Origin of the sequence: Arthrobacter sp. UYCo732 (assembly GCF_040547265.1) — a bacterium.
Taxonomy (GTDB): Bacteria; Actinomycetota; Actinomycetes; order Actinomycetales; family Micrococcaceae; genus Arthrobacter.
Window position 1 is genome coordinate 111,857 of record NZ_JBEPPJ010000004.1, and the last position, 24,387, is coordinate 136,243.

General features: G+C 60.7%; 18 protein-coding genes. 11 read left to right on the forward strand and 7 right to left on the reverse strand.

Annotated features, from left to right (window positions below):
* Positions 1-436: 436 nt before the first annotated feature.
* Together ABIB45_RS08535 and ABIB45_RS08540 are read left to right on the forward strand one after the other, a co-directional pair.
* A complete protein-coding gene (locus ABIB45_RS08535; protein ID WP_354215436.1) occupies positions 437-958 on the forward strand; it encodes a hypothetical protein in 522 nt (173 codons plus the stop codon).
* A 269-nt stretch (positions 959-1,227) separates the two neighbouring features.
* On the forward strand, positions 1,228-2,256 hold the full coding sequence (locus ABIB45_RS08540) for a DUF4192 domain-containing protein (RefSeq protein WP_354215437.1): 1,029 nt from the start codon (positions 1,228-1,230) through the stop codon (positions 2,254-2,256).
* Between the two features lie 9 nt (positions 2,257-2,265).
* Here ABIB45_RS08540 and ABIB45_RS08545 read toward each other — a convergent pair whose 3' ends face one another.
* Genes ABIB45_RS08545 through ABIB45_RS08560 form a run of 4 tightly spaced genes read right to left on the reverse strand, consistent with a single transcriptional unit; the run spans position 2,266 to position 5,402 of the window.
* On the reverse strand, positions 2,266-3,450 hold the full coding sequence (locus ABIB45_RS08545) for an alpha/beta hydrolase (protein ID WP_354215438.1): 1,185 nt from the start codon (positions 3,448-3,450) through the stop codon (positions 2,266-2,268).
* Entirely contained in the window at positions 3,443-3,892 is a 450-nt protein-coding gene (locus tag ABIB45_RS08550; RefSeq protein ID WP_354215439.1) for a hypothetical protein, read from the reverse strand. The genes ABIB45_RS08545 and ABIB45_RS08550 overlap by 8 nt, the downstream gene beginning before the upstream one ends.
* Complete coding sequence (locus ABIB45_RS08555) at positions 3,889-4,917, reverse strand: hypothetical protein (protein ID WP_354215440.1); 1,029 nt, start codon at positions 4,915-4,917, stop codon at positions 3,889-3,891. The genes ABIB45_RS08550 and ABIB45_RS08555 overlap by 4 nt, the downstream gene beginning before the upstream one ends.
* Positions 4,914-5,402 carry a hypothetical protein gene (locus ABIB45_RS08560; protein ID WP_354215441.1) on the reverse strand — a complete coding sequence of 163 codons (489 nt, stop codon included), beginning with the start codon at positions 5,400-5,402 and terminating at the stop codon, positions 4,914-4,916. Before ABIB45_RS08560 ends, ABIB45_RS08555 begins: the two co-directional genes overlap by 4 nt.
* A 723-nt stretch (positions 5,403-6,125) precedes the next feature.
* On the opposite strand from ABIB45_RS08560, the gene ABIB45_RS08565 reads away from it, so the two are divergent.
* The 9 genes from ABIB45_RS08565 to ABIB45_RS08605 all read left to right on the forward strand — a co-directional run bounded on the left by ABIB45_RS08565 (position 6,126) and on the right by ABIB45_RS08605 (position 21,415).
* A complete protein-coding gene (locus tag ABIB45_RS08565; RefSeq protein WP_354215442.1) occupies positions 6,126-6,740 on the forward strand; it encodes a DUF433 domain-containing protein in 615 nt (204 codons plus the stop codon).
* On the forward strand, positions 6,737-7,183 hold the full coding sequence (locus ABIB45_RS08570; protein ID WP_354215443.1) for a PIN-like domain-containing protein: 447 nt from the start codon (positions 6,737-6,739) through the stop codon (positions 7,181-7,183). The genes ABIB45_RS08565 and ABIB45_RS08570 overlap by 4 nt, the downstream gene beginning before the upstream one ends.
* 539 nt (positions 7,184-7,722) lie before the next feature.
* The gene (locus ABIB45_RS08575; protein ID WP_354215444.1) at positions 7,723-8,070 is read left to right on the forward strand and encodes a hypothetical protein; all 348 of its coding nucleotides are present in this window, start codon (positions 7,723-7,725) and stop codon (positions 8,068-8,070) included.
* Positions 8,067-11,636, forward strand: coding sequence for a MobF family relaxase (mobF, locus tag ABIB45_RS08580; RefSeq protein WP_354215445.1), 3,570 nt, complete (start codon positions 8,067-8,069; stop codon positions 11,634-11,636). Before ABIB45_RS08575 ends, mobF begins: the two co-directional genes overlap by 4 nt.
* An 805-nt stretch (positions 11,637-12,441) precedes the next feature.
* The gene (locus tag ABIB45_RS08585) at positions 12,442-14,412 is read left to right on the forward strand and encodes a type I restriction-modification system subunit M (RefSeq protein ID WP_354215446.1); all 1,971 of its coding nucleotides are present in this window, start codon (positions 12,442-12,444) and stop codon (positions 14,410-14,412) included.
* Positions 14,413-14,657: 245 nt separating this feature from the next.
* Positions 14,658-15,683: a restriction endonuclease subunit S gene (locus tag ABIB45_RS08590; RefSeq protein ID WP_354215447.1), complete on the forward strand. Its 1,026-nt coding sequence runs from the start codon at positions 14,658-14,660 to the stop codon at positions 15,681-15,683.
* Positions 15,680-16,615, forward strand: coding sequence for a restriction endonuclease (locus ABIB45_RS08595; RefSeq protein ID WP_354215448.1), 936 nt, complete (start codon positions 15,680-15,682; stop codon positions 16,613-16,615). The genes ABIB45_RS08590 and ABIB45_RS08595 overlap by 4 nt, the downstream gene beginning before the upstream one ends.
* Positions 16,616-16,626: 11 nt before the next feature.
* The gene (locus tag ABIB45_RS08600) at positions 16,627-19,755 is read left to right on the forward strand and encodes a type I restriction endonuclease subunit R (RefSeq protein WP_354215449.1); all 3,129 of its coding nucleotides are present in this window, start codon (positions 16,627-16,629) and stop codon (positions 19,753-19,755) included.
* Positions 19,756-19,885: 130 nt separating this feature from the next.
* Positions 19,886-21,415, forward strand: coding sequence for an AIPR family protein (locus ABIB45_RS08605; RefSeq protein WP_354215450.1), 1,530 nt, complete (start codon positions 19,886-19,888; stop codon positions 21,413-21,415).
* A 110-nt stretch (positions 21,416-21,525) separates the two neighbouring features.
* Here the strand turns inward: ABIB45_RS08605 and ABIB45_RS08610 are convergent, their stop codons facing one another.
* The 3 genes from ABIB45_RS08610 to ABIB45_RS08620 form a co-directional block, all read right to left on the reverse strand.
* A complete protein-coding gene (locus ABIB45_RS08610; RefSeq protein ID WP_354215451.1) occupies positions 21,526-22,038 on the reverse strand; it encodes a single-stranded DNA-binding protein in 513 nt (170 codons plus the stop codon).
* 62 nt (positions 22,039-22,100) lie between these two features.
* Positions 22,101-23,264: an ArdC-like ssDNA-binding domain-containing protein gene (locus tag ABIB45_RS08615; protein ID WP_354215452.1), complete on the reverse strand. Its 1,164-nt coding sequence runs from the start codon at positions 23,262-23,264 to the stop codon at positions 22,101-22,103.
* A gap of 716 nt (positions 23,265-23,980) precedes the next feature.
* Positions 23,981-24,163, reverse strand: a complete 183-nt coding sequence (locus ABIB45_RS08620; RefSeq protein ID WP_354215453.1) for a hypothetical protein — start codon at positions 24,161-24,163, stop codon at positions 23,981-23,983.
* Positions 24,164-24,387 lie beyond the last annotated feature (224 nt).

Sequence of the window (24,387 nt, forward strand, 5' to 3'; positions counted from 1 at the left end):
CGTGAGCGCACTTATGGCAATGCTCAGCGATGGCGAACCAAGGACTGCCGAACACATTCTGGCGGGCTTGGCACGGTTGGATCCGTCTCCGAACCGTCTGGCGCCAATTGTGGCCATGCTCGCGGACCATCCGTCACCGGTGATCAGGAGGAAGGCAAGAACACTAACGTTCCCGCCGGGAACCTAGGCTGGTGCACCGTCCACGAACCTGTGCCACGAGCCACCTCACTACAAGCAAGGAAATGGTCGCACTGCTCAACCGCGTGCACCGCAACGTCCCCGGCAGCAAAGACGACTTCCTCTACGTCCTCCGCACGCTGCTCGTCGTCCCAAATCCGATGGATTCAACAACACGCATGGCGCCAACCCACAGCCAAAGAAACCGCGGCCGCCTCGCGATTCTCCACGGAGCTTGGCTCCCGGATGAATATCACACGTGACCGCAACGTACGCCGAAGCCGAGAATTTCTTCGACCGCTACGAGGCAGCGCACGTCGCGCCCTCCCCACAGGGCCAACATCTGATGGACGCCCCCGTCCAGGTTTTCCAGAGCCGCCTGCCGGCACCGCTCCGCCCACTCGCGAAACAGCTCATCAGCACCATGCTCGACGACGATCGCCTCACCCAAGCGCTCGGCCTCTCCCGTTCCACCTGGGCTTCCCGGACCGCCCTCAAATCCGGGCTGGCCATCCGCAACGCCGTCCACCGCCGCCGTCCGCTGAGACGGCAGCCGCACTTCACCCCGGGTTCCGCAGGCTCAAGCACCTTGTCGGAATCCGCGACTGCGAAGTGGCCAATCCCGCAAGTGGCGGGCACCTGGACACCCACGACCGCACCGTCGTCGAACGCGCCGATCGCACGCTGGAAGCGCGCTCCGGCGCCCAACAAACGCCCTAGCTTCCGCACAGACCAAGAGAACTCGATGGCGTCATGCCGCGCCGCCGCATCCCATCCATGAATGATCAGAAGCATCATCGCTGTTTGTCATTCTGATCCCCATCATCGCTGGGCGGGACCTCCGCGCAACCAGGGCGCGATGCGCCGGTCACGAACCAAAATTTCGTTCGGCGCTCCTCCGTCGCTTATTTCCTCGCGAAATTCCGGGCCGCTCCCGGTCCCCCAAGTTGCACTCCGGCCCCTCAAACCCAGCGGTGACTCCGCTATCAGAACGACGCCGAAATCTGACAGACACGCCCGGTGTCGGCCAGTCGCTGAAGGAGAAGGAACATGGAAACGCTCACCATCAAAACCGCCGCCGACGTCCTCAGTTTCATTGGCCACACCTTGGGGTTTTGGCCCCAAGAAAGCCTGGTCTGCATCACCCTCGCCGACAACCACGTAGGGGCAACCCTCCGGGTCGACCTGCCGAAGCCAAGCACCGAAATCAGCTACGCAAAGATGGTGGCCGGATACCTCGGCCACGACACCAGCGCCGAAGGTGTGCTCTTCGCCGTCTACACCTCGGAGCCCAGGGATGGCGACCACAAGCCACACGCAGCAACTATCGCTGCGCTCACGGGCGCCCTAGCCGAGCGAGGACTCACCATCAGGGAAGGACTCCTCGTCGGAGACCAGACGGTGTCACAGTACGACGGCGATCCTGAGAAGGGCGTCCGGCTCCCCTTGAGTGCCACCCAATCCAGCCAGATCAACGCCGAATTCGTCTACCGCGGAAGCACCATCGAACCCACCAACCGCATCACGCTGCCAGCATCGACCAAAGAATCCCAGACCCTGGATGCCGTTGAGAGCCGTGTCGCCGCAATCCAAAGCCTGAGCCACTGGGATGCGATGGAGCAAGCCAGGACGCTCTGGACACAAATGCTCGAAGCGAAGACATACCCGGACGACGAGCAGACCATCGGCCTGATCGCGAACCTCCAGTTCCCCGCCATCCGCGACCAACTCATGGCCGACATCCCCGGAATCGACGAACCCATGGACCGGATCCTCCTGGCCCAAACACACGGCAAGCCGCAGTGGTCCCGTATCGAATGGGCCGAGCAACTGCTCGTCCACGCCTACACGCACAGTGCCACAACACACTCGGCTCCGGCCTTGACCGCCATCGCCTTCATCAACTGGTGGGAAGGCAGAGGCAGCAAGGCCCACCAGTTCCTCCAGCTCGCCCTCGACGCCGACCCCAACTATCGCCTGGCCAGGCTCAGCGACCAAATGATCGGAACCGGAATGGTCGCTGGCTGGAGCATGGATAAGGGCACGGCCTACCGGGATCGGGGACTCGAAGCTTCATAAGCCCCGCGGTCATGGGGTTACGGCGGCAGACCACGGCGGGCCGTTTCGGAGCCAGTTCTCCACCGCCGCGTCCCATCCGTCCGGGTCGGAATTCCACTCCTGCGTGTGCTCCGCGGAGGGAAAAGTGAACAGCGTTGCCAGCTCGGGGCGCCGGGTGACGAACTCGCGGGAAATGGCAAAGGGTGTCGAGCGGTCCCCTTCGTTGTGGATGACAAGGATGGGAACACTGAGTTCGTCCGCCCGAGCCAAAAAGTCCAGGGTATGAAAGCTCAAGGGAGCGTCCAGGCCAGTGATCCAGCGTGTTCCGGATGACCCAAGCATCTGCAGTCCAAGCCGTGCAACCCAACCGGGGAGCATACTGGACCGGGCGTTGGCCATCAGGGTGCTATTCCAGTCGATGACGGGGGCATTGAGAACGATCCGGGAGATGAGGTCCCGAAACTCTGACGATGCCGCCAGCTGAAGAGCAATTGAGGCACCGAGGGACCAGCCGAAAAGAACTATCTGGCGTGCACCCTGCCCCACTGCATACGACACCGCTGCTTCAACATCCCGCCATTCGGACTGCCCCAGGTGATACCGGCCGTCCCTCGATGCAGGGGCATCCCGATCATTCCGGAAGGAAACGACTAGAGATGTGTATCCCAGCCGGTCCGCAACGGGCACGCCGCGCAATGCACCGGCTTTCGATCCGCCCAGGCCATGGATGTGGATTGCCCAAGTGGAGGCATCCCCGGCATCTTTGGATATGAACTTCCAGGCGGGCGCTATACCGTTCTCGATGGGAATCTCAATATCCGAGTAGGGCAGCCCTAACGGATGCGGCGTCGGATAGACGTATCCGCTCCAGATGCCGGCCTTTGCAGTCCCGAGATCGCCGGAGTCAACCCGCTCAACGCGGCGTGCTACCGTCCCGGCGCCAGCGTCCGTGGACACGATCTCTCCAATGCAGGCGTGGCCGGTGCCGTTGGAAAACCAGATGCTGTAGCGGCCTGGAGCCGTCGTCCGTGCCGATGCCGGCAGCTCCACCATCAGCGTTTCGTCGGCGTCGCGGAACACGCGAAGGATTTCCAGATCTTCACTGCGCTGCGCCTTGGGCACCACAACTTCCCGGGCAAAATAGGCCGCTGCGAGGAAAGCGGCAGCGCCGGCAATGCCACAACCAAGGGCCACAGCTGCACTGGCCCTACGCATCGGCCTCGTCCTCGGGAACTTTCAGGCGTTCGTCGATGGCTTTGCGGAGCCGCACTAGTGTCTCCGGAGAAATCCCGTCCAGTTGTCTCGCAGCGAAGTTTCTCACGCGGTTTTCCCGCAGTGTGCGCAGTAGTTCAAGTTGTGCATCCACCAAGTCGGGAACCTCGCCGTCGTCGTCCAAAAGGTATCTGGGATCAACGCCGAAGAATTCGGCGAGGTTCTGCAAAAGCACCGAGTCCGTCGCCATGGAACTGTCCCCAGCACGCATGTAGGCCCAACGGGAGCGAGACAAGGGCGTTCCGCGGTCTGACATGTGCTTGCTTATCTGCGGATACGTCAGAGGCGATGAGCCCTGGGCCTCAAAAAGATCCAGGAGGAGATTGAGTTTCCGCGCGAGTTTCGCCTGCGGCTGTTCGGAGATCCCACCGTCGCTGTCGGTCACGGAGTGGTGTCCCCCTTCCGTGACAACCTTTGTCGTCGATGTCCGGATCCTGCCAACCGGTTCTCGAGATGCTGCTCCGCTTCCCTGAGAACATCCAGATCATTTTGACTCAGCAATTGAGCAAGGTGCGGGTCCACGAACAGTGCGTCCTGGATCTCCACCAACATCCGATGCAGTCGGCGCTTGGGTGCATCTTGGCGGTGGACCGCAGTTTGAGCCAAATTTAGTCGGATCTCGGATCGCTCCGACGTGATTCGGTCCCAGGGCCCAGACAGTCGTTCGACGAGGACAGCTGTGGCCCGGGCATCAGATCTGCGCTCCAGCCGACGTGCGACGGGCGGCAAGGCCAAACCTACGCAGAGGAAAACCATGGCGCCCACTTCGGCGGCGTCGTAGACGTAGGAGAGACGCGTCATTGCCTCCAACTCCCCCATGAGATGAAGAACGTCCATCCCCAGCACGGCAAGAACCAACACCACAGCCAGGACACATCCCAAGCCGATGAACACAAAAGCGACGCGAAAGTACGGTTTGGCCATCTCACCGCGGAACCTGAAACAGGTAAAGCCGGTGATGGCCACCACGGCGCCGATGTAGAGGAACTGAACACCCGAGTAAACGGCAGCCGGCCACTGGCTTCCAAAATCCCTCATAAAGGAGGTGGAAGTCCGCGGAGCATCAACCAGGCTGAAGCTGACAATCAAGGCCACAACGACAATCCCGAGAACCGATTGCCCGACCCTGTTGTGGATGTCCACTATCTCGCTGACATCCGCGGCTCGCAGGATCGCACGGGACAGGAAGTAGATACCAACAACCATGAAAATATTGGCAACGAGGTCTAACAGATTGCGGTTCCCGAGGAGCTGGTCCCCCGCGATGTAGATCCTATCGACGTTGAGCGTGAGTGCGGTGGCGATGGTAACGGCCGCCACCAATATGCTTTGGTCCTTGCGCCGTTTAATATCCGGCAGGAGGCATAGCGCCAGACACCAGATCACGGCTGCGGCAATGTCCTGAATCATCCGAAGATCCGTTCAAACGAGCGCGGCTCGAGGCTGCTGTCCCGGATGGCGGCGGCAAAGAGATCTGCCAAGGTTTCGGCAGCGGCTTCGATATGGTCCAGGAAGTCACTCCGGCTCAGGATCCGCGACACCTTCTCGCCGGAGAGGTTTGGAAACAACGTCTCGGCATAGTTTGAGGACACCACTAGCTCATCGTGACGGAGCACCATATGGCCCAATTCGTGCAGGATGAATTGCTGGCGATGCAGTGCCGACGGCGTGGGCGCGTGCAGAATTATCTCCGCGCTATCCGTGGACAGCCACAACCCGCAGACAGATCCCCCGTTCAGGGACTCGGAGACGTCGACCTCAATCCGCCGCTGCCGGAGGAATTCAACAATCGATATCAAGCGTTCCAACGAAAGACGACTCGGCAGATTAAGTGCAAGGAAACCTTCTGCAGCGCTTCGGGCCGGCGAATATTTGGCGGAAGCTGCGCCGTCCATCGGAACCCCATCCTGCGGCCGCCGATGTGTGCCGCCCGGTCGCCGTTCAGTCCAACGGCCCCCTCTTCCAGGACCGTCCAGAATCATCTCAGTTCCATTGAACGCTCATACTCTGGACATGTCCAGAGCCAGCCAAGCCCCTGGCATTTCCAGCACACCGTCCAACTGCCCATGGTTTTGATCCGCCGACTTCTCACAGTCTCTGGCCAGCACCGGGAGCCGCGGGCCGGACGGGACCCTTCCAGGTTCTTGAATAGTTAGACGACCCCATGTGAATCCCAAACAATTTACAATTTACTCAGTTGTGGGCATGGACGCCTCCTGTCCTCTTTCGGGGCCAAGCCATCGACTGCTTTGCCAAAACAGGGTGGTGATATTGCGACCCTACGACGTCGGCTCCGAATGGCACCTGTCCCCACCCCCGATGCGCAGCCGTCGTGACGGGCCTATCCGACTGTATTCTTTGGTGAGTGCTCACAAGTGATCACACAAACCACCATGGGGGGGGTTGGAATGAATGACGCAGAACGCAGGGCCTATCGGGCACCAGATTGCCCGGAGTGCGGAAGCCGTGGAACTGTCTCCTGGATCGACGAGCGAAGCTCTGCATCGACGACTGCGGAGTGGCTGCCTGCTCGACCCAGGTGCACAAACCCGCGATGCCCGCTCTCGGATGCACGGGAAGCCGCTTCAGGCCAATGGAAGCTCGGCCGAGAGTAAGCCATGACTTTCCCTCTCGAACTGACGGCAGTCCTGTCAGGTGCCACAGCCCATCAGCTGCGCCTGTGGCGCGGACGGGGGATCCTTATCCCGGAAGTTAGCCGCGACAATCCCGCGCTCTACTCGTATCGCGACGTCGTGGCGCTGCGCACGATTGCATTCCTCCGGGCTCGGACTTCGATGCAAAACATCGGTAAAGCCTTCGATTCGATGCGGCTGATGCAGTTCACGGAACACCCGACAACGTACAAATTTGGGCTATCAGGGACGTCAATCGTTTTCCAAACTCCCGAGGGCGTCACCATGGACGTCTCCAAAAACGTCGGCCAAATGCTGCTCTTCACTCTCGAGGAAATTTTTGAACCTTATACGAATCTCAACAACGAAACGGTGGTGAACTTCCGGCGGCCCAAGCCACACCTTGAGGTCGACCGCGGTCGGCTCGGAGGGTGGCCAACAATCGGCAGTTCACGAATCGCCTACGACACCATCGCATCCCTCGTGGACGGCGAAACAGTCGGGCCGGAGGACGTGGCCTACTACTATCCCAACGTCAGCGCGGCCGCCGCCCAAGACGCGATAGATTTCTCCGGCATGGTCAAGGCGGCAGCTGCATGAAGTTTTTCGTAGATGAAAACACTTCTCCACGGATCGTGACTACTCTGGGGCAAATATTCATGACCCATGAATTCGTCACACCAGAAGCATTGGACCTGACGGGCGCAAGCGACGTCAAAGTCTTCGAGCGTCTTGGCAATTACGGTTTTGACGCCATCATCACGAAAGACAAGAACCAGCTCGCTAACCCCCACGAACTCCAAAGCCTGTACGAGAACGGCATCCATTGGCTTGGATACAAAGACATCAAGGGCCTGGGGGGCGTGCCCCTGATGGCAACTGTAACGGCAACACTCGCCGGAGGTCTCGTACCCGTCCTGAAACACTGGTCGGATAGGCCCCGCTGCTACAAGCTCATGCACGGTGGACGCGAGCCAGGTCAAAGATTCAAAGCTTTCGACGTCGACACCCAGCACTGGCGAACCAGAGGAATCAAGCTCTGACCGGCGTGGGCGTCGAGCGCGCTGGCGGCGGTCACGGGGGCAAGTATCCGCCGGACGCTATTGACGCTGCGGGCTAGGCCGATCCGCGGACAATTTCGTCCTCTGTTCATTGGAACCAGACGCCGAGCAGGTTTTCTTCCTTGGCTCGGAGCAGGCACCGATCGCAGCCACACGTGCCTAGCTCTCCCTCGAGGACTCCCTACGTCCGTCGCCGACAGCCGATCCTAACCCCGCCGCTAATCTGATCCGGCTCCAGCCTCAATCCTTCACACCTCTGGCATCCAAGCCTTTCGCCGTGAGCGCTGACCCACGGCAAGTCATGTCGTGACTTGAGTTGACGCTGATGAACGATCGTGACCGGAAAGATTTGCGAGGAATGCAGAGAGCATTTTGAGCCGTTGCGCACGTCGCAGCGCTTCTGTTCGACGCGCTGCGCTAACAGACAGCGTGATCGACGACGACGACGCCGGGGCGCGGTATCGCATCCGGCTCCCCGCGCACTGGTTCGAACCGCGCCCGCTGCCCCGACGTCGGACCCGATGGCGCGCAACGGCAAGTCGGAAACCACACCGACGCCGGCCGTGGCCAGAAGCAGCCAACTCCTGGATTCCCTCCGCGCCCAGCTCCGAAATCAAGCCGTCGACATCGACCGTCTCGAGGCCGAGAACGCCGAGCAACGCGATGCCGTCCGTACCTTCCGTGGCGACCTGGCACGTCTCCAGACCATCCAGCACACCGATGCCCTGGACCTGGTCCATCTCGCCGGCAAGCTGCTGGCACTCTCCCAAGCCACCGGCGTCGAGCTCCACGACAGCACCAAGGCGATGTTCCGGCGCCGCGGCTGGACGGCGGCCACCAACCGGAACCCGGAAACCCCGAAGCCATGACCATGTCCATCGCCCGGCTCTCCGCGCAGTCGGGTCTGAAATATCTCTTCAAGACCACCATGATGGACGATCGCGTCATCACCCCCGCGGATGCCACCACTTATTACATGAAAGCGGGAACGCCGCAGGGTCGCTGGCTCGGCTCCGGTCTGCCGGGAATCGACCGCACACAAGGAGACGTCGTCACGGAGTCGGACGCCAAAGCCATCTTCGACCACGCCACCCACCCGGACACGGCCGCTCCCCTGGGCCGCCCCCACGGCCAACCCACGGTCGTCCAAAACAGCCAGGGAAGCACCGAAACCCGGCACGCCGTCGTCGGCTTTGACCTGACCTTCAGCGTTCCTAAGTCCGTGTCCGTCCTCTGGGCACTCAGCCCAAGGAGCACCCAGAACGAAATCCTCCAGACCCACCACGACGCCGTCAACGCCACCCTGCAATGGCTCGAGGAAACAGTCATCCATACGAGGGCCGGCCGCAACGGCGTCGCTCACCTCGGCACGCACGGGGCCATCGCGGCTTCCTTCGACCACTGGGAATCACGAGCCGGGGACCCGCAGCTTCATACCCACATGGTCATCGCCAACCGTGTCCAGCGCATCACCGACGGCGCGTGGGTCACCCTGGATTCGCGGACGCTGTACAAGGCGGCGGTGGCTGCCAGCGAGCACTACAACGGTCTCCTCTTCGATGCCCTCCACCGGAACCTCGGCACCGACACGGACATCCGCGAGCCAGCCGCCAACACGCACAACCCCAGCCAGCAACTCACCGGCGTTGACGATGTCCTGATCCGCGAATTCTCCAACCGCTCCCGCCTCATCGATCTCGAAACCGACCGGCTCGTCGCCGAATGGACCGCAACTCACGGCACTCCCCCAACCACGACCACCACAATCAAGCTCAGACAGCAGGCAACCCTCTCTACACGCACGGCCAAGCCGGAATCAGTCGCGCCGCTACATGACCTCTCCGCGCGGTGGCGGACACGCGCCGCAGCCAAGGGCTTCGAACCCCTCAACGTTCTCGCTAACACCATTCGCCGCTCCCACAAAACCCCGTTCCGTGCCTGCGACTTCACCCCGGACTGGGTGGATGCCGTCGGGTCACTGACCCGGGAGCGCGTCGCCACGAAGCGCGCCACCTGGAATCGGTGGAACCTCTTGGCAGAGGCCGAGCGTGTCTGCGCCGAAATCCGCTGCCACACGCCGGCGGACCGTGACACCATGATCGACGCCGTCGCTACGGCTGCCCAGGCCCAGTCTGTCCCGCTCAATGAGTACCGGTACACGGTCCCCGCGGACGCGCAGGCCGATCTCCGTTTCGCTGACCACAGCATTTTCGATTTCCACGGCTCCCGTCTCTACACGGATGCGGCGACCCTCGCCAATGAGGACATCGTCATGGCCGCAAGGAACGACGACGGCGGCCCGGCCGTGAGCGCGGCCGCCGCTATGGAATCGCTGGCCAGTTACAACCGCGGTGGTCGGCTCGATCTGCACTCCGACCAGCGGGCGGCAGCAGCTAACGTCCTGCTGAGCGGCAACCGGCTTGACGCCGTCGTCGGTCCTGCCGGGACCGGCAAGACCACCACCCTCGGGGCGGTCAAGGCTGCCTGGGAAGCTTCTTTTGGCGCCGGTACCGTGGTCGGTTTGGCGCCGGCGGCGGCCAGCGCCGAGATCCTTGGACGCGAGCTTGCATTGACCACGGAGAATGTCGCCAAGTGGCTATATGAGTCTGTCGGTCAGGGTGCCGGGAACCGGGCTGCACAGTTCTTCGATACCGAGCAGCGGCTCGCCCACCATGTGGCTGACGGTCCACGCTTCACTCGGCTGGCCCAGAGGGCTGCCTGGCTTGCTGCCGAACAGGACAGGTGGCGTTTTCATTCGAATCAATTGGTCGTCGTTGACGAGGCCTCCATGGTGTCCACCCTTCAGCTGTCTGCGCTGGTACAGCAGGCCCAGGATGCCGGGGCCAAAGTGCTCTTGGTGGGCGATCCGGGGCAATTGGACTCCATTGACGCTGGCGGTGTCCTCGGCTGGCTGGATCGGCAGGGCAGGACGGTGCGGCTGAGCACGATTTGGCGCTTCACGGAGGCTTGGGAGCAGGGCGCATCGCTGAAGCTTCGCGCTGGGGACTTCGCCGCCATTGCCGACTACGACGGCCACAGGCGCATCCACCACGGCGTGTATCTCGACATGGTGAACCAGGCGTATCTGAGTTGGCAGGCAGACATTCACGCCGGCAAGTCGTCAATCCTCATCGCGGCCGACAATGACACGGTGAGCATGCTCAACCAGCGTGCCCAGGCCGATCGCGTTGTCCAAGGTGCCGTGGATGCCGAACATTCAGCATCGCTCAGCGATGGATTCCAGGCCGGCACGGGCGACACGATCATCGCCCGCCGCAACGACCGCGCCGTCACCGATAGTAGCGGTGACTTCATCCGGAACGGGACCATGCTCGATGTCGTCCGCACCGGCAGGGCCGACGGCTCGCTGACCGCGGTTCGCCGGGACAGCGGCGCAACGATTCGCTTGAGCCGCGACTACGTTGAAGCCTCAGTTGAGCTGGGATACGCGACGACGGCCCACCGTTCGCAGGGCATCACCGTGGACAACGGCCACACCGTAGTGACACAAGGCCGACTCACGCGCGAGCTGTTGTACGTGAGCATGACCCGGGGACGCACGGGAAACCACGCGTATGTCAGCGAGAATGATCCTCTGGAGGAAGAGCCACTGGATCCCGCCATGCAAACCACGTGGCGCAAGGTCCTGGGCGAAGTCCTCGCCGCCGAAGGCGCCGAACGGACAGCCCACGAAGTCCTCGACACCGAGCAAACGAAAGCCGACAGCCTGGAACGCCTCAACGCTGAATACGACTACCTCGCTCAAATAGCGGCCGCCGAGGATCTCACGGCGCTCATCGAGGGCCACTCGCGAGGCATTACCTCCGAGCTTCAGGAATCTCCATCGTGGGGAGCAGCCGTAGCCGCGTGGCGCAAATCTGTTGCAGTCAGCCGTCCGAGCACGCAACGCGTTGTTGCCGCAGCGCTGGAATCAAGCGCATCCGCTCGAGACACTGCGGCGGTCGTCCACTCCCGACTCCGGAAGTTCCTGTCCGCGATGCCCACCGCGGGAATTGATCCCTTGACCGAGCACTTCCACACGGCGCGCCCCGACCTCGCCAACATGATGAAGCAGGTACAGGAACGGATCCAGCACAGGACGGACCGCGTCACGAGAGCCGCAATGATGAACGAAGCAGAGTGGAAGCGGAACCTCCTGGAGAGAATGGGCCCAATGGTGACTCCAGAGGTGGCCACTAATGTCCTTCACCAGCTCGCGATCTACAGGGACCGCTGGGGCATTGACGATTCGGCTCTTCCCCTGGGGCCAGTTCCGGCGGCCTACGAATGGGAGCAAATGGAGCAGCATGCAAATATCGATCGCTTCGTTGATCAGGCAGCCACCTCCTCCCCGAGCCCTCTCGAGGCTCCGACATGGACCGACGGCCCAGCGACTTGGGAAGAGAGCCTCACCAATGTCGGCTGGCAACTCTAAACTGGTCAAGAAGGTAACCCATGGATGCGAACCCAGTTCTGAAGCCAAAGCTCGCGACACCTGCGTTGGTCCTGACCAGCGTGGCAGTAGGCGTCTGCGTCGTTTACCTTGCTGGATCCGTTGCCGCGAACTGGCCGCCTAATTTTTTCCTGCTTTTGTCGGCAGCTTTCTTCGTTCTCGCGGGCACGGTTACTGGCTCAGTTTGGTTAGTCCGAGCACGCCGGCGACGCACATGGATGGCTGGCGCAATCCAAAAGTGGAACCACTTCGACGACGTCAAGAGAACCAGTGGGACAACGACAGACGTTACGGTTCTGAGCGTTGACGCACTAGAACCCACAGGGTCGTGGATCACCATCAAGTGGAACCGTTTCGACCATGTTCAGACAGCCTGGCTTGAGGCCATGCACGATCCAATCTGGCCCGGCACAGTTCTGCTAGTTGCGCCGGACTCTGGCCAAGTCATGCCGGGCGAACCGTGGCCACCGGCATATTTCATACGATCCTCACACTTCCTTGCATGGGCTCCCTCGGCCGCCCAGAGGCCGTCCTCGTACAGAAAACTTCTCTCGGCCAACCAGCGGGCGGCCCGTCGGAGGTAGCAATCGGCCGGAGCCTCATCGCAAGCTCGGTCGCCCATGCCACACCGTGCAAAGCCACGCGCCGGATAGTGTCTGTCTGTCCACATAGAATGCATAACAAGTACGTGCGTGACCGAGAAACGCTGCACGGCAATGGGGACGCCGCAGGCGGCACGTCAAGAAGCCAGCGCGCCCCACTGTCTGCGACAAGGGAAGTGGGAGCAGTGGCCGGCAACAACAACGCCAACCTGGTGTGGAGCATCGCGAACATTCTGCGGGGCACGTACAAACCGGCACAGTACGGCTCGGTAGTCCTGCCCTTCACCATCCTCCGCCGCCTGGACTGCGTCCTCGCCGACACCAAGGACGCCGTGCTGAAGGAAGCAGAAGCCAAGAAGGACCTGAACATCCCGCTGGACACGTTCCTGCAGAAGGCCTCCGGCCACAACTTCTTCAACACCTCCAAGTTCAGCTTCGCCAAGCTTCTGGATGACCCCACCAACATCAAGGCCAACATCCTCAGCTACGTCCAGGGCTTCTCGGAGAACACTAGGGACATCTTCGAGCGCTTCGAGTTCGCCAAGACCCTCGAAAAGCTGGACAGTTCAGACCTGCTCTACCACGTCACCAGGGACTTCGCGGGGATCGATCTCCACCCGGAAACCATCAGCAACATCGAGATGGGCCTCATGTTTGAGGAGCTCATCCGCCGCTTCGCCGAAGCCTCCAACGAGACCGCCGGTGAGCATTTCACCCCGCGCGAGGTCATCCAGCTGATGGTCCAGCTCCTGCTGAATTACGACGACGACGTCCTCACCAAAGAGGGTATCGTCCGCAGCATTTACGACCCCACCGCCGGAACGGGCGGCATGCTCACCGTCGCGCAGGAACACCTCCACTCCCTGAACCCCAGCGCGTCTCTGGTCGCGTACGGCCAGGAAATCAACGATGAGTCCTACGCCATCTGCAAGTCGGACCTGCTCATTAAGGGCCAGGACATCTCCAAAATCTCGGTCGGCGACACCCTGGCGAACGACCAGAATATTGGCCGGCAGTTCGACTTCATGCTCTCCAACCCGCCCTTCGGCGTGGAGTGGAAGAAGATCCAGCCGCAGATCCAGAAGGAACATGACCTCCACGGCTTCGAGGGCCGTTTCGGGCCCGGCCTCCCCCGCGTCAGCGACGGCTCGCTACTGTTCCTGCTGCACCTGATCCGCAAGATGCGGCCCGCGCACGACGGCGGCTCCCGCATCGGCATCGTCCTAAACGGCTCCCCGCTGTTCACCGGCGGCGCCGGCTCTGGCGAGTCAGAGATCCGCAAATACGTTATCGAGAACGACCTCGTCGAAGCCATCATCGCCCTGCCCACGGACATGTTCTACAACACCGGCATCGCCACCTACATCTGGATCCTCTCCAACAGCAAGAAGCAAAAACACCCGGAACGCGCCGGCAAGATCCAGCTCATCAACGGAGTCGACTTCTTCCAGAAGATGCGCAAAAGCCTCGGTTCCAAACGCAAGGAACTCGGCCCCAAGGACATTGCCAAGATCGTGCAGCTCTACGGCACTTTCGAGGACGACGGCGAGACCTCCAAGATCTTCAACAACCAGGACTTCGGCTACTCCACCATTACCGTGGAACGGCCCCTCAAGCTCAACTTCGCCTGCACCCCGGAGCGCATCGACGCCGTCCTGGCGCAGAAACCGATCGAAAAACTGTCCGACGACGACCGACAGCTACTGGAAAAGACTCTTACCCGCCTCGGCGAAGGCGAAACCAAACTCTGGAAGAACCGTGACGCTTGCCTCAAGATCCTTAAGCCGGCTCTGGCCGGCGCCGGCCTCAAGCTCGGCGCCCCGGTCCTGAAAGCTGTCCTCGCCGGGCTCTCCGAACGCGACGACACCGCCGACGTGTGCAAGGGACCCAAGGGCACGCCCGAAGCAGACACGGACCTCCGCGACACCGAGAACGTGCCCCTGGGCGAGGACATCAAGGCCTACTTCGAGAGGGAAGTCCTCCCCCACGTTCCCGACGCCTGGATTGACGACTCCAAGACCAAAATCGGCTACGAAATCCCCTTCACCCGCCACTTCTACAAGTACGTCGCACCCCGGTCGCTGGATGAAATCGACGCCGACCTGAACACGCTCATCGCCGCGATCACCACTCTCCTGGCTGAGATCGAGAAGTGAGCTGGCCTTCGACGCGCGTGCGCTATGTGGCGGAACTCAACCCAACGGCGCCCGCATGGCTAACGTTCCACCCCGAATTGGAGGCATCATTTCTGCCGATGGAGGCAATCGGCGAGGACGCGTCTCTCCGCTTGGATCAAACGCGGCCAGTTGAAGCCGTTAGAAACGGATACTCGTTCTTCCAAGAGGGAGATGTGGCATTTGCCAAGGTCACTCCATGCTTCGAGAACGGCAAAGCCGCAATCATGTCAGGACTCACTGAGGGCGTTGGCTTCGGCACCACCGAAATCACAGTGGCCCGAGCCAACTCGCGAATCCTGAACCGGTTCCTCTTCTACGTCCTGACCGAAGACCGATTTAAGCAACTGGGTAAGTCGGCCATGACTGGAGCCGGAGGTTTGAAGCGCGTACCGGACCTCTTCACGAAGGACTTCTCTTTCCCGCTGCCATCACTTGCGGAACAGCAACAGATCATAGCCTTCCTCGACCACGAAACGTCCCAGATCGACGACCTGATCGGCAAGCAGGAGCGGCTCATCGAACTGCTCGCCGAGAAGCGCCAGGCCAGCATCACCCACGCCGTCACCAAAGGCCTCGACCCCACCGCCCCCACCAAACCCTCCGGCATCCCGTGGCTCGGCGCCATCCCGGCTCACTGGACACAGAAACCCATGTGTCACTATATGGCCGGTCGCGTGGACTACCGCGGCGCAACCCCGAAGAAGACCGACGACGGCATCTTCCTTGTAACTGCCAAGAATGTTCGGAAGGGCTTCATCGACTACTCGGCATCGACGGAATACGTTGCAGTGGAAGACTACGACAGCGTTATGAGCCGGGGAATTCCCGCAATCGGTGACATCCTCATGACCATGGAGGCCCCGCTGGGAAATTTTGCCCTCATCGACGATCCCAAGGTGGCCCTGGCTCAGCGCGTCATCAAATTCCGCCCAAAGGCAGAGTTGGTACCGGCATTTGCCGCCTACGCCGCGAATTCCCCGTACTTTCAAGCTCAGCTTGAAGAGCGGGCTACGGGATCGACTGCGTTAGGCCTCAAGGCCAGCAAACTCATAGAGCTTCGTCTCACAGCGCCCTCCCGAGACGAACAGCAGCGCATCGTTGACTTCCTTGATACGGCCGTCCGACGGATTGATGGTCTGATGCAACGGGCTAAGGCAGGTATATCACTTCTACTTGAGCGCCGCTCCGCCCTCATCTCCGCTGCTGTCACCGGCAAAATCGACGTTCGAGAAGGAGCAGCATGGTTATGACGTTGCCTCAGTGGCATGGATTCATCGACCCCGTACTTCGAGAAATGACGGACGGGCAAACCCGGCGCAATGCTGAGATTCGCGAAGCGGTGGCGAAGCGAACCCGTCTGACGCAGGAGGACATGAGCGAAATCATGTCCTCTGGCGAGGCCCGGTGGTCGAACCGCATCTATTGGGCCGTCTTTGACTCAATGAAGGCTGGGCTGCTTGTTAGAGAAGCCCGCGGTCAGTACAGGATCAGCGAGGAGGGACTTCGCCGCGTTTCGGCCACCTCACCTATTACTTATCAGACGCTCATGGAGTACGAGTCTTACCGGCAATACAGCAAGAAGTCGAGTCGGCCCAAAGTTGGGCTCACGGTGGGTTCAGAAGCATCCCAGTCTGCCGCGTCGTCCGTGGCGGATTCCGATCCGTCTGAGTCGTTGGAAGCGTCCGCGGACGCACTCAACCAAGTTGTCATCGACGAGATCTACCGCAATCTGCTCGAACTCTCTCCCGACGCCTTCGAGCGCCTCATTCCGTTTGTCGTAAGAGCGCTTGGCTACGGAACAGATCGTGAAGACAACCTGAAGCCCACGCAACGTTCCGGAGACAAGGGCATTGACGGCATTGTCTGGCAGGATGCTCTGGGCTTCGACCGGGTCTATCTCCAGGCTAAGCGTTACTCCGAGGGGAACAATGTCGGGGCACCCGAGGTGCAGGCGTTTAGCGGCGCGTTGGGCCAGTTTCGAGCCACCAAGGGCATCTTCATCACAACTTCGACGTTCACAACTGGAGCGCGTGCCGTTGCCCGCGACACAGCGCACTACACCCTGATCCTCATCGACGGCCAGCGGTTGGCGTCGCTCATGTTCGAGTACGGCGTCGGCGTCCAGGTCGATCGCACGGTGATCGTGAAGAAGCTGGACCAGGACTTTTTCGACAGTTTCTAGGGGGAAACAGCATGGCGCAGCACAACGAAATAGTCTTCGAAGAGGAGATCTGCCAGGCACTCGCGGCCGAGGGCTGGATCTACGAGCCGCACCGGAAAGCGAGTGAGCTGTACGATGCAAAGCTCGCGCTCATCCCGGAGGATGTCTTCGGATGGCTGCAGGATACGCAGCCGGTGCAGCTGGCGAAGGTCTTGAAGCCCACGGACTCCCCCGCCGAGCACGAGGTCGCCAAGCGCCTCCTGCTGGACCGGCTGTGCAAGGTCCTGGACAAGCCTGCAGCCAAGGAGGCCGGGATGCTGTCCGTCCTGCGCACGGGGTTCAAGGACGTCGCGGCCAAGTTCGAGATGTGCCAGTTTAGGCCGGCCATGGGGCTGAACCCGGAGACCCTGGAGCAGTACAGCAAGGTGCGCCTCCGCGTCCTTCGCCAGGTCCGCTACTCCACCGTCGACACCCTGAAGAGCATCGATCTGGTCCTGTTCGTCAACGGCCTGCCGGTCGCGACGATCGAGCTCAAGACGGACTTCACGCAGAACATCAATGACGCAGTCGAGCAGTACCGCAAGGACCGACTGCCGCGGAACGGGAAGAACAAGGACGAGCCGCTCCTGTCCTTCGGCCGCCGCGCCCTGGTGCACTTCGCCGTCAGCAACGACGAGATCCAGATGACCACCGAGCTCAAGGGCAAGGATACTTACTTCCTGCCCTTCAACCTCGGGGACAACGGCCGGGCCGGCAATCCGCCCAACCCCAAGGGTTCGGCGACCAGCTACCTCTGGGAAAGGGTCCTGCAGCGCGACTCGTGGCTGAACATCCTCGGCAAGTTCCTGCATCTTCAGATCAGCGACAAAACCAACCCCGTCACCGGCGAACGCGAAGTCCGTAAGTCCCTGCTCTTCCCGCGCTACCACCAGTGGGACGTCGTCAACGAGGTGATCGAGACGTCCCGCACCGAGGGCCCGGGACACCGCTACCTGGTGCAGCACTCCGCCGGTTCCGGCAAGACCAACTCCATCGCCTGGACCGCGCACCAGCTCAGCGCCCTCCACGACGCCCAGGATAAGAAGATCTTCGACTCCGTGATTGTCGTGACGGACCGGACCGTCCTGGATGCACAGCTGCAGGACGCGATTTACCAGATTGAGCACAAGTCCGGGGTCGTGGTCCCCATCCGCGGCAACGCCGGTTCCAAGTCCGCGGAACTTACCGAGGCCCTGGTAGCGCGGACACCGATCATCATCGTCACCATTCAAACCTTCCCGTTCGCGCTGAAAGCCATTGCCGAATCCCAGGCGCTGAAGGGCCGCAACTTCGCGATCCTCGCGGACGAGGCGCACTCCTCGCAGACCGGGTCCACCGCCAACAAACTCAAGCAGGTGCTCTCCGCCGAGGAGCTGGCGGACGTCAACGACGGCGGCGAGTTCGACGTCGAATCCTATCTGGCGGCCGAAATGGCGAAACGGGCGGACGCGAAGAACATCAGCTACTTCGCGTTCACCGCCACGCCGAAGGCCAAGACCCTGGAGCTATTCGGCCGCAAGGGCACTGACGGGCTGCCGCAGCCGTTCCACCTGTACTCCATGCAGCAGGCCATCGAGGAGCGCTTCATTCTGGATGTGCTGCAGAACTACACCAGCTACAAGGTGGCGTACAGGCTGACTCACGACGGACGGGATTACGACTCGGATGACAGCCAGGTGGAGAAGTCCGGGGCCCTGAAGTCGCTGATGAAGTGGGTGAAGCTGCACCCGTACAACATTAGCCAAAAGGTCCAGGTAATCGTGGAGCACTTCCGCGAAAACGTCGCCTGGCGCCTCGGCGGGAAAGCCAAGGCAATGGTGGTCACCGGCTCCCGCAAGGAAGCCGTGAGGTACAAGCTCGCGATCGACAAATACATCCTCGACGCTGGCTACACCGGTTTGGGCACGATGGTCGCCTTTTCCGGCGAGGTGACCGACGATGAGTCGGGTCCCGAGGCATTCACCGAGCTGAACATGAATCCGGGGTTGAAGGGCCGGACGCTGCCCGAGGCGTACTCCACCGACGAGTACAAAATCATGCTGGTTGCCAACAAGTTCCAGACCGGCTTCGACCAGCCGCTGCTCGTCGCCATGTACGTGGACAAGAAACTCTCCGGCGTCTCCGCGGTGCAGACGCTGTCGCGGCTGAACCGGACCGCCGTCGGCAAGGACCAGACCTTCGTGTTGGACTTCGTCAACGACCCGGACGAAATTCTCGCCTCCTTCCAGCCGTACTTCCGCGAGGCCGCTCTGGAGGACGTGTCCAACCCGAACGTGGTGCACGACCTGCAGGCCAAACTCGACGCCGCGCAGATCTACCTCGAGTCCGAGGTGGACGGGTTGGTGAAGTCCTATGTGTTGGAAGCCGGGAACAACGCCCTTTCCAGCTGGGTGGCACCTGCCAAGTCCCGCTTCAACACCCGATACAACGAAGCCGTGGCCGATGGTGACAAAGCCGCCCAGGATGGGCTGGATCTGTTCCGCAAGGATCTGGGCTCCTTCGTCCGCGCCTACGACTTCCTCTCCCAGATCTACGACTACGCCGACACGGACCTGGAGAAGCGCTCGATCTACTACCGACACCTGATGCCGGTGCTGCGGGTGAACGACGCCAAGGTGGCGCTGGACCTCTCCGGCGTGGTCCTGGCCAAGTACGCGCTCAAGGACAAAGGCAAAGCACAGCTGCAGCTCTCCGGTGAAGGAGAGTTGTTGAAGCCGTTGACGGATCCGGGAACCGGCGAGGCCAAGGATCCCATCATGGTGACCTGGGAAGAGGTCATCCAGCAGGCCAACCTGCCGTTCGAGGGCGAAGAGCTGGACGCTGTGGCGCACTTCGTCGAGGGTGTGCGGCGCGAACTGGTGAAGAACGAGACCCTACAAAAGCAGGCTCAAAACAACTCCCGGAGACACTTCGGCAGCAGCCCGCATCTGGCGTCAGCAGTCACGGAAGCAGTCTCCAACTCCATGGACAGCCACTACAACCTGAGCCTGCAGGCCTTGGGGGATAAGACTAAAATGCACGCTCTGCTAGGGATGCTGAGCGAAGTGGTTTATGAAGAGTTGCAGGCGCAGGTCGGTGGTATCGAAGTAGAACGCAGTAACAACCTTCCAAGCAGAAAGTGAAAATTTGAGCACCCTCCACGTACGTCAGATAGCAACCCATCTCCGTAATGAGTACGAAAAAGAACACTGGAAATCTAATCTCGACGAACGCAACAATCTGTCACGTCTCCTGGCATTCCATGCTGTGGGCATGGCTCTCACTGATCATCCAGATTCGTCGACCTACAATGTGGAAATCACCGACGGAGCTGAAGACCGAGGGATCGATGCAATCGGCGTCGATTCAGCTAACAACATAGTTGTCGTTGTCCAGTCAAAATGGAGACACGATGGGACCGGGTCCGTAGACTTGGCCGGCGTGCTTAAGTTTGTAAATGGGGTCAAATACATTCTAGATATCGATGGCACCGGACTTCCGCCGTGCTCCAAGGAGATGCGGATCGCTGTTCAAACTGTTATGCAGACCCCGGGCGCCTCACTCAAGATAATTGTTGCAACTACTGCAACCGATAATTTGAGCTCAGAAGTGGCGCAACCATTGGAAGACCTTCTTGGAATCCTAAACGACGTGGGCGACGATAATAAGATCGCTGAGTACTCGGTCTTTACCCAGTCGGTTCTCTTTCGGGCTATAGGTTCGAATCCACATACTGCAATCGACGCAGACCTCCAGTTATTGAACTGGGGACGGCAGTCCGAACCCGTTGCTGCCTACTTCGGTAGGGTCTCAGCTCGAGAAATAGCCGCCTGGTACTCAGCTCATGGGCAGGAACTTTTTGCTGAGAACATACGAGTGGTTCTTCCAAAGTCTGAGATCAACGACGGCATTCGTAGCACCGTATTGTCAGAACCCGAGAATTTCTGGTACTACAACAACGGCATCACAGTCCTGGCCACCAAAATCGAGAAGGCCTTAGCGGGGGCGGGTTCAACGGAAGCGGCGCTTCTTCGTCTACGAGGAATTAGCATTGTGAATGGAGCGCAGACAGTTTCAACTCTTGGGTCGGTACTTAAAGCTGGCCATGAGGCCGAGCTTAATATGGCGTACGTAGCAATTCGGATCATCGAGTTGAGTGAAGAGCAGGAGCTCCTCGCGCGAAACATAACGCGGTATGCAAATACGCAAAATGTTGTCGCTGTTCAAGACTTTGCCTTCCTCGATGCTCAACAGCACCGACTGGGACAAGAACTCAGGTTATTGGGCTATGAGTACATTCTTCGCTCCGGCGAGCGTCCGTCAAGTAAAGACGCGGCAAAGATCCTTGATGTGCGGCAGGTGGCTGTGGCCCTTGCCTGCGCCACTGGCAACATCGCCGACGCCGTCCTCGCCAAAAGAGAAGTTTCAAGACTTTTCGATCGAGAATCTGGAACCTACAAGTCACTCTTCAATCCATCCGTCCATGGACTGCTAGTCCAACGCGCAGTCGATGTCGTAAACGCAGTTGCGAAGACCCTCGACAAGGAGGCGGCCGCGGCCTCTGGCATTAGAAGCGGCATTGCAATTCACGGCCGACTGTTGATATCGCACTTGGTTCTCGGTGACATCGGCCGAAATAAATTGGCAAATCCCGATGTGGACCTCAGTGACAAGTTCAACAAGGTCCCAAGCGAAGCTCGTCGCCTTCTCGACGTCATAGAACAGAATTTCCCGGCGGGCTCGTACCCTGCCAACGTGTTCAAAAATAAGGCACGTTGCGATGAAATCGTTTCTGGCGTGTAGCCGCCTTGGCCTTGAGTAACCCCCTCACCGGAAGACCGACTCAGTCCCCGTGAAGGGGCTGCTAAAAGCGCTGCGGCGTACCATTTCGTTTGGGATGTGTCGGAACCAGTTCAGTAGCTCATTTCAGTCCCCGCTGCTGGGCCGAAAGGGGGCACCACCACCGGGCTCTTTGACGCGACGTTGTATCCCGGCGTAGCAGCCTCTGCCGCAACGGGCGTATCAAGGTGCGCACGCACGTCAACATCCGGCGCCGCAACTGGCGCATGTGACATGCGCTGGTACACCGTGGTGCCGAAGCGGAGATCCGGTCCGATGGTGTCGGCGACAATGCGTCGAGCTTCGCGGCGTTCGCCGTCCTTCTCATACGAGCGGAATTCGAGCTCGCCCGCGACCGTGACCGGGTCGCCCTTTCGCAGGGAACTCGCCGAGTTCTCGGCCAGTGCACGGAACGCAGAGACGTTGTGGAAGACGGGTTCTCCGTCGTGCCAACTGCCATCCGCGCCCTGAATTCGCTGGTTGACTGCGACGCGAAGCTTAGCGTGAGCCACACCGCTTTCGCCGACGCTGAGTTCGGGATCGGCAACCAGGTTGCCAGCGATACTAATCGGGATTTTAGTTCCCATGGTTCTTGTCCTTTCCACAGCCGGCGGGACTCTCCCGCCGGACAAAATAGTTGCGGTCGGCCTCACGGCCCAGCCATCACCGGCCCGTCAGCCGATCGCAAAGGTTGTTCCACACCTGCGTAGGCGGCTGCCGGGCTCAACCGTGGGTCCGCGTCGAAACTGTTGACTTTGCCGCCGAATCCCGGCGGGTGTGTGATTTCGAGAATTCCCTTACTGGCAGCGGTCACGCGTCCAAGTACGGACTTCGCAATATCTGCTCGGGATGCCGGTAGCTTCCTGTTGCGGTCATGGGCCATCGCATCCTTTTCCGCTTCGATGACGGCGTCAGCCCATCCGGCCAGGTAGCTTGCGGACTGCGGACCGCGGTCGATCCCGTGTGCCTTCAGCACTGTGTAGGCAACTGACTCGGCCTCTACCTCCGCCAGTCCACGATGATCCGCGCTGCTGCCGTAGAGCCGGCCGACCGCATCGTCCGGCCCGTGAAGCAACACGTGTCCAAGTTCGTGAGCAAGGACGGCCATCCGCTCTTCGGAGCTGAGCCAGGCACCGACCTGGACCCTATGATCGCTGAAGTCAGTAAAGCCGCTCGTCAGCCCGTACTGGGCGTCTGTCACGTCGACGTTGAACCCATGTCGGCCCGCGACCGTTGTGAGAGATCCCCAGAGATCAGCTGCGCCCACCACAGATTCGGCACCGCCGCGGGGCACCAGCAGCGGAGTTCCCTGTGTTTGTGAGACGTCGAAGACTGCTTGGCCGTGCCAGCCCGTGATGACCGTCTTCTTTCCATCCTCGACGGCGCCATGGGGCACATGCTCACCTGCAGGGATGCGCTGCCGTGTACCGTCAGGAAGCGCCACCTGTTGGACTCTGGCCGTGCGTGGCGCGATCACCCAGAGCGCGTGTTCACCCCGCACCACTGTGCGGCCGTGGCGAGCCCATTCCTTGTAACCGGCCACCAAGGTGGGTTCTTCGGTTCCGCGTTGGGCCATCTGCATCATGAGCAGGGCAACATTGCCGCCCGAGTATCGCCACAACGTTGCCGACGCGTCCAGCAGCACCTGCCAGTGGGATGGGGATTCAACAGCCTTTTCCAAGATCTGATGGAGGCCTTCCGTCAAGGCAGAGATGCGCTCTTCCGGCGTCATGCGCGGATTGGCAGACTCGCTCGGGCCTGGCGTAGCAACTGTTGCCACACCGCTCGATACGCCTTCAAGTTCAGGGGCCACGACAGCCACCCTCCATGCTTCTTCGGATTCCGCCGGACTACCCCGCGGATACCTGTTCATGTCCTGAGAGGCCGGAACAGCATGACTTCAGCATTCGAGCACCGCTCAATCACGGGCGTTTGTCGCACGTCACCACAAAGCGATCCGCTGGGTGTTGTTTTCTGCCCTATATGGATCGGCCTGCCCTGCATCGGATTGTATCCACGACCTGGAGCAGCGTAGCGGCTACTGACGCAGAGCCGCGAGTGCAGCAACTGGGCAAAGGATTAAGTCGGGAGTTAACGACGACAGGGGCACCTTGGGTCGCTTGCGCGCAACCGGTTTGTCCGCAGAGTGGAAGCAGCAGCTGTCAGCTCGGGGATATCTGCTCGTCGTTGAAGGAATGCATCCATCAATGCCGGATCCGCCAACTCACCCTCTCGAAGGTTTGCTATCCGCGTGAAGTTAAACTCCACGGACGTGCCCTGGCGGGTGTAACAGTAAACGAAGCGGCACCCAACCGGACTCCCTGGGCATCGTGGATCCTCAGGCCGCCCGCGTGGCCAGCAGCCTCGCCCCGACGAAGGGCATGCCCGCAGCCAGCGCTTCCGCGAGGACTTGATCAAAGCCGGAAGGTTGTCCGCGTCGTGCTCTGCCACCCAGGACCGATAGCTCGCCACCACTACGAGTCAGCGTGACCGCGGCCCCCTCCGTCAGGCTGGAACGGTACCAACGGCTCACATCAGCCCCACTCTCCTCCTCAGCCAGCGGTCAAACCTGTCCGGAATAGACCGGATGAACTTGATGAACAGGACGCCAACAGCGGTGGCGAGGACCACCACCAGCGGCCCGACAATGTTTGCGCCCAGGGGCGTCTGGCTCCAGGCGAAGAAGCCGTTGAAGAAGGAAAGGAAGTCCATAGGAAAGACGGTAACTGGAAGACCGGCGATTAACCCATCCCCGGAATCCTTAGTCCTGTGGATAACCTGTGCAACAAGTGTGGGCACTGGTGCACAGCGTGTTGCTTACCTTGTGGATAAAAAATCTCTCCACGAATTGCACCCCTCCCACCTACGGAAACGCTTTACCGCTCGTGCGGGTTAAATATTCTTTCCGCAAATCCTCATCCACAGCTTGAAGCACG

Bases quoted from the DNA above. Each gene is read 5' to 3' on its own strand.
- ABIB45_RS08540 (WP_354215437.1), top strand. From the start codon at position 1,228: ATGGAAACGCTCACCATCAAAACCGCCGCCGACGTCCTCAGTTTCATT.
- ABIB45_RS08545 (WP_354215438.1), bottom strand. From the start codon at position 3,450: ATGCGTAGGGCCAGTGCAGCTGTGGCCCTTGGTTGTGGCATTGCCGGC.
- ABIB45_RS08555 (WP_354215440.1), bottom strand. From the start codon at position 4,917: ATGATTCAGGACATTGCCGCAGCCGTGATCTGGTGTCTGGCGCTATGC.
- ABIB45_RS08560 (WP_354215441.1), bottom strand. From the start codon at position 5,402: ATGGACGGCGCAGCTTCCGCCAAATATTCGCCGGCCCGAAGCGCTGCA.
- ABIB45_RS08565 (WP_354215442.1), top strand. From the start codon at position 6,126: ATGACTTTCCCTCTCGAACTGACGGCAGTCCTGTCAGGTGCCACAGCC.
- ABIB45_RS08570 (WP_354215443.1), top strand. From the start codon at position 6,737: ATGAAGTTTTTCGTAGATGAAAACACTTCTCCACGGATCGTGACTACT.
- ABIB45_RS08575 (WP_354215444.1), top strand. From the start codon at position 7,723: ATGGCGCGCAACGGCAAGTCGGAAACCACACCGACGCCGGCCGTGGCC.
- mobF (WP_354215445.1), top strand. From the start codon at position 8,067: ATGACCATGTCCATCGCCCGGCTCTCCGCGCAGTCGGGTCTGAAATAT.
- ABIB45_RS08590 (WP_354215447.1), top strand. From the start codon at position 14,658: ATGTCAGGACTCACTGAGGGCGTTGGCTTCGGCACCACCGAAATCACA.
- ABIB45_RS08595 (WP_354215448.1), top strand. From the start codon at position 15,680: ATGACGTTGCCTCAGTGGCATGGATTCATCGACCCCGTACTTCGAGAA.
- ABIB45_RS08600 (WP_354215449.1), top strand. From the start codon at position 16,627: ATGGCGCAGCACAACGAAATAGTCTTCGAAGAGGAGATCTGCCAGGCA.
- ABIB45_RS08605 (WP_354215450.1), top strand. From the start codon at position 19,886: ATGGCTCTCACTGATCATCCAGATTCGTCGACCTACAATGTGGAAATC.
- ABIB45_RS08610 (WP_354215451.1), bottom strand. From the start codon at position 22,038: ATGGGAACTAAAATCCCGATTAGTATCGCTGGCAACCTGGTTGCCGAT.
- ABIB45_RS08620 (WP_354215453.1), bottom strand. From the start codon at position 24,163: ATGGACTTCCTTTCCTTCTTCAACGGCTTCTTCGCCTGGAGCCAGACG.